Origin of the sequence: Synechocystis sp. FACHB-908 (assembly GCF_014698595.1) — a bacterium.
GTDB lineage: Bacteria > Cyanobacteriota > Cyanobacteriia > Cyanobacteriales > Microcystaceae > Synechocystis.
Genome location: NZ_JACJTH010000019.1, coordinates 1 through 3,435, shown reverse-complemented (window position 1 = coordinate 3,435; position 3,435 = coordinate 1). Strand labels below are relative to the sequence as shown.

Here is a 3,435-nt window from a genome sequence, read left to right as displayed (position 1 = left end):
TCATGGAACCACTCCGATCCCATCCCGCACTCGGTTGTGAAATGTGACAGCGGCGACGATACTCTGGGGGTTGCCCCACGGCACAATAGTCCGATGCCAAGTTCCTCTTTCTTTGATCTGAAGCTCTCCATTTTACTTGGGGAGCTTTTGGCCATATTAAAGTCAGGTTCAAAATTATAGTCCGGGAAATGGCGATAATATTTTCTCTGGCTTGGACTAATGGAGATTGTCAACGGGGGGAATGATAGAATTGGTAGAAGTCTAATGTGGGCTTTGTAGAAATTTTCGGATATTTATTCCCCTAGCTCCCTTTTGTTGTTAACCCAGGAGGTTTAAAACTCTCAGATGACTCAAGTTGTTGTAGGTCAAAACGAACCAATTGAATCCGCGCTACGCCGCTTTAAGCGTCAGGTCGCTAAGGCTGGCATCTATACAGATTTCAAAAAGCATCAATTTTTTGAAACGCCGCAAGAAAAGCATAAACGCAAGGAAGCAACCCGCAGAAGACAGCGTTCCCGTCGTCGTTAGTCGATTGTTGGCACTGAGATTAGAAATATACTTTCATTTTCTAAGAACTTCTTCGGTTTTCGTATAGCCGAGGGAGTTTTTGTTTTTCCTGCTATATTTCAGGGGTTTTGGGGAGTTAAGCTGCCTCTTTCTAAACGCCAACATTGGTCGGCGATCGCCGTTAGTTCTCCTGGATCATGGGTCACAACAAGAAGTCCCCAATGGTCTTTTAATTTGATTAGTAGATTGGCTAATTGTTGACGCATCGACCAATCTAGGCCTGCGGTAGGTTCATCGAGGAGAAGAATATTGGGTTGGCGAATTAATTGCACGGCTAAGGACAACCGTCTTTGTTGGCCACCACTGAGGGCTTGGGGTGAAAGATTCCAAGGGCAATGACCCAGACCAACCTCTTGTAGGGTCTCTGCAATGCGGCTGCGGGGAAGCTCCGGATGTCCCAAACGCAATTCCTCTAGCAGGGTGCCACCGCAGAAATGACGCTCTGGGAACTGGAACACTAAACCACAGAGCTGCTGGAGGTGGAGAGGAGTTAACTCCTGGGTTTGCCAACGGATATGACCGCTGGTCGGTTCTGCCAGGCCGGAAAGGATTTCTAACAGAGTGGTTTTACCAGAGCCACTAGGGCCAATTATCAAACCGAGTTGTTGGGGAGCTAATTCTAAATTGATATCTTTTAGAATGGGATGCAATGCGGCGGGCGGATGGTAGCAAACGTCGTTTAAACACAGCATATTGATAAAGTTGAAACGCAGTCTCCCTGCCAGTTCCGCCAAAAGCTGGATATTATGGCAATCACAATTCCTTAGAATTTTAGCTTGATCGGCCTAATTTTCTTGGTTTTGCCAGTGCTCTTTCTGATTCTCACTGTAGATACAATCGATTATGTTGGTTTTCCTCACCCGTTTTACTCCGATGAATTTAATTCGTAATCGTTGGGCCCAAATTTTTACCCAATCTATATTAGGAGTCCTAATAGCTGGTGGTACTGCCTGGGCAGGGGATCCCTTTCGCCCTAACAATCCCCACAATATTGGCGACCAAACAGAAGCTGCCTTTGAAGCCATTTTTCGTGATGGGAACTATCGGGGGGCAGAGGAAATTTTGGCTGGGGCGATTCAAGCTGAACCTAATGAGCCTTTGGTTTATGCCATGCAGGCTTCTTTTGCCTATGACGCTAATGATATGGAAGGAATGAGGAAGTACGCCCAGCAAACCCTAGAGTCGGCCCAGCGCTTGGCCCCCAGCGATCCCTTACGGGGTAACCTATACATTGCTGTGGGTCATTTTTTGGAGGGTAGTTATCTGCTAAAAAAGGGCAGTTACTTACAAGCTGTAGGTAAAACAGGTACGGTATTCGAACACCTAGACAAAGCATCCGCCATTAATCCCAATGATCCGGAACTTAACCTTTTGCGGGGTTACTTAGATCTGTTTTTGTCCCGTTATACTCCCTTTAGCCAATCGGAACAGGTAATTAGTCGCTTTGAGCAGTATGCGGCACCTGACTATCTCCGTTACCGTGCCCTAGCCACTACCTACCGAGATTTGGAAAAGTATGACCTTGCCATGGCTAATATTGACCGGGCGCTGGCTATCACCCCAGACAATCCGGAATTGCAATACTTGAAAGGGCAGTTTTTACGTAATGAAGGACGCCGCAGTATGGATTTAGGCAAGCTTCAACAGGCTCAGCAATACTACGCAATGGCCCTACAAAAACAAGATCAGCTATCTCGGGCATTGGTGGTTCAGCTTAACCATGAAAACAATGCGGTAGTGGATGAAATTCAAAAATTAGCCCAAAATCCTAGTCTTAAGGGCTTCTAAAAGAGGAGAGGCTATCATTTGATCCCCTATAGTTGATTAATAAAAATCAACTGGCTTGGGGTGAAAACGTATAATATTTCCATTAACAATTATGGTCAGACTCTCCTAGCCAAGTATTAGATATGAGCCGATATGGGAAAATACGTGGGCGATGATGGTAGACTCGAAACCATAGCACAAAAAAAGGTAGCCTGCCATGACACCAAACATTGTATTTCCTGCCACTATATAGACAATTATTGCCGTTGATTAAGGGAGTAACGGAATTGATGGCCAATGGGAGCTGGGAAAGTCCAAATAATACTGCACTAATTCCAATTGTCAATCCCATGACAATATTATTGGGTTTTCCTTTTTGAATCAGTCGTCAGCTGGCCCGCACAATCAAAGTCATAATTCCCCAGTGGATCAGGATTTCCTCGGTGATGCCTCCGTAGATGATTCTGACAGCTATGGGAGGTAATAGGAGAGCTTGGGTATTAGCCAGTGGAGGGGGCGAAAGAAAGTGAAAACCAATGATAATGGCTACACGCTACACCTATTAATCCACCTACTAGCCCGGAGATAAGTTGAGGATAGAACGCATGAATAACCCTGCCATGGTTGAGAAGGGCAGAGAGCGTTGGTGAGCATAGTCCAACCCTTTTAGTTAGTATTGAACCCAATGTTGCTGCTAGTAAAACAAACAATGCTCCTTGGATCAGATTTGCAATTTGCAGAGTTTGTAAAGATACAGGAATTGCAGTTGAATCGACAACTAAAGACAACATTAAAAATGAACTAGCGATTACACCCGGTACACATAAACAAAACAATAAGAGAGTTAATTTATAATCTATTTTCATGTCCAATTTCTGTTGAACTCATCAGTTGTATGAAATCAGAAGTGTTGAACGATAGTTATAAAGAGAAAAAAAGCCCTTTAAAATGATAGAATAAAGGGCAGAAATATTAGAATAATTGAAGAGATGATATCAAATTTTGGACATATTGTCAAAACTTATCTATCTAATTTTCCTAAAGATGACTACCCAGTATTAGACACATTTAAGTTTGTGAGTATCTGGTTAGGATTAGTGT

The 3,435-nt window shown here is 43.9% G+C and carries 4 protein-coding genes and 1 pseudogene; 3 read left to right on the top strand and 2 right to left on the bottom strand.

Features of this window, described 5'->3' with window-relative positions:
- Positions 1-345 precede the first annotated feature (345 nt).
- Positions 346-528: a 30S ribosomal protein S21 gene (rpsU, locus tag H6G46_RS06240; protein ID WP_010873397.1), complete on the top strand. Its 183-nt coding sequence runs from the start codon at positions 346-348 to the stop codon at positions 526-528.
- A 98-nt stretch (positions 529-626) separates the two neighbouring features.
- Here rpsU and H6G46_RS06235 read toward each other — a convergent pair whose 3' ends face one another.
- On the bottom strand, positions 627-1,259 hold the full coding sequence (locus H6G46_RS06235; protein ID WP_010873396.1) for an energy-coupling factor ABC transporter ATP-binding protein: 633 nt from the start codon (positions 1,257-1,259) through the stop codon (positions 627-629).
- 181 nt (positions 1,260-1,440) lie between these two features.
- Between H6G46_RS06235 and H6G46_RS06230 the strand changes: the two genes are divergently transcribed.
- On the top strand, positions 1,441-2,355 hold the full coding sequence (locus H6G46_RS06230; RefSeq protein ID WP_242021171.1) for a Sll0314/Alr1548 family TPR repeat-containing protein: 915 nt from the start codon (positions 1,441-1,443) through the stop codon (positions 2,353-2,355).
- Between the two features lie 479 nt (positions 2,356-2,834).
- Here H6G46_RS06230 and H6G46_RS06225 read toward each other — a convergent pair whose 3' ends face one another.
- Complete coding sequence (locus H6G46_RS06225; RefSeq protein ID WP_010873394.1) at positions 2,835-3,200, bottom strand: hypothetical protein; 366 nt, start codon at positions 3,198-3,200, stop codon at positions 2,835-2,837.
- 123 nt (positions 3,201-3,323) lie between these two features.
- On the opposite strand from H6G46_RS06225, the pseudogene H6G46_RS06220 reads away from it, so the two are divergent.
- Positions 3,324-3,435, top strand: a pseudogene (locus H6G46_RS06220) (IS4 family transposase); the annotation flags it as partial.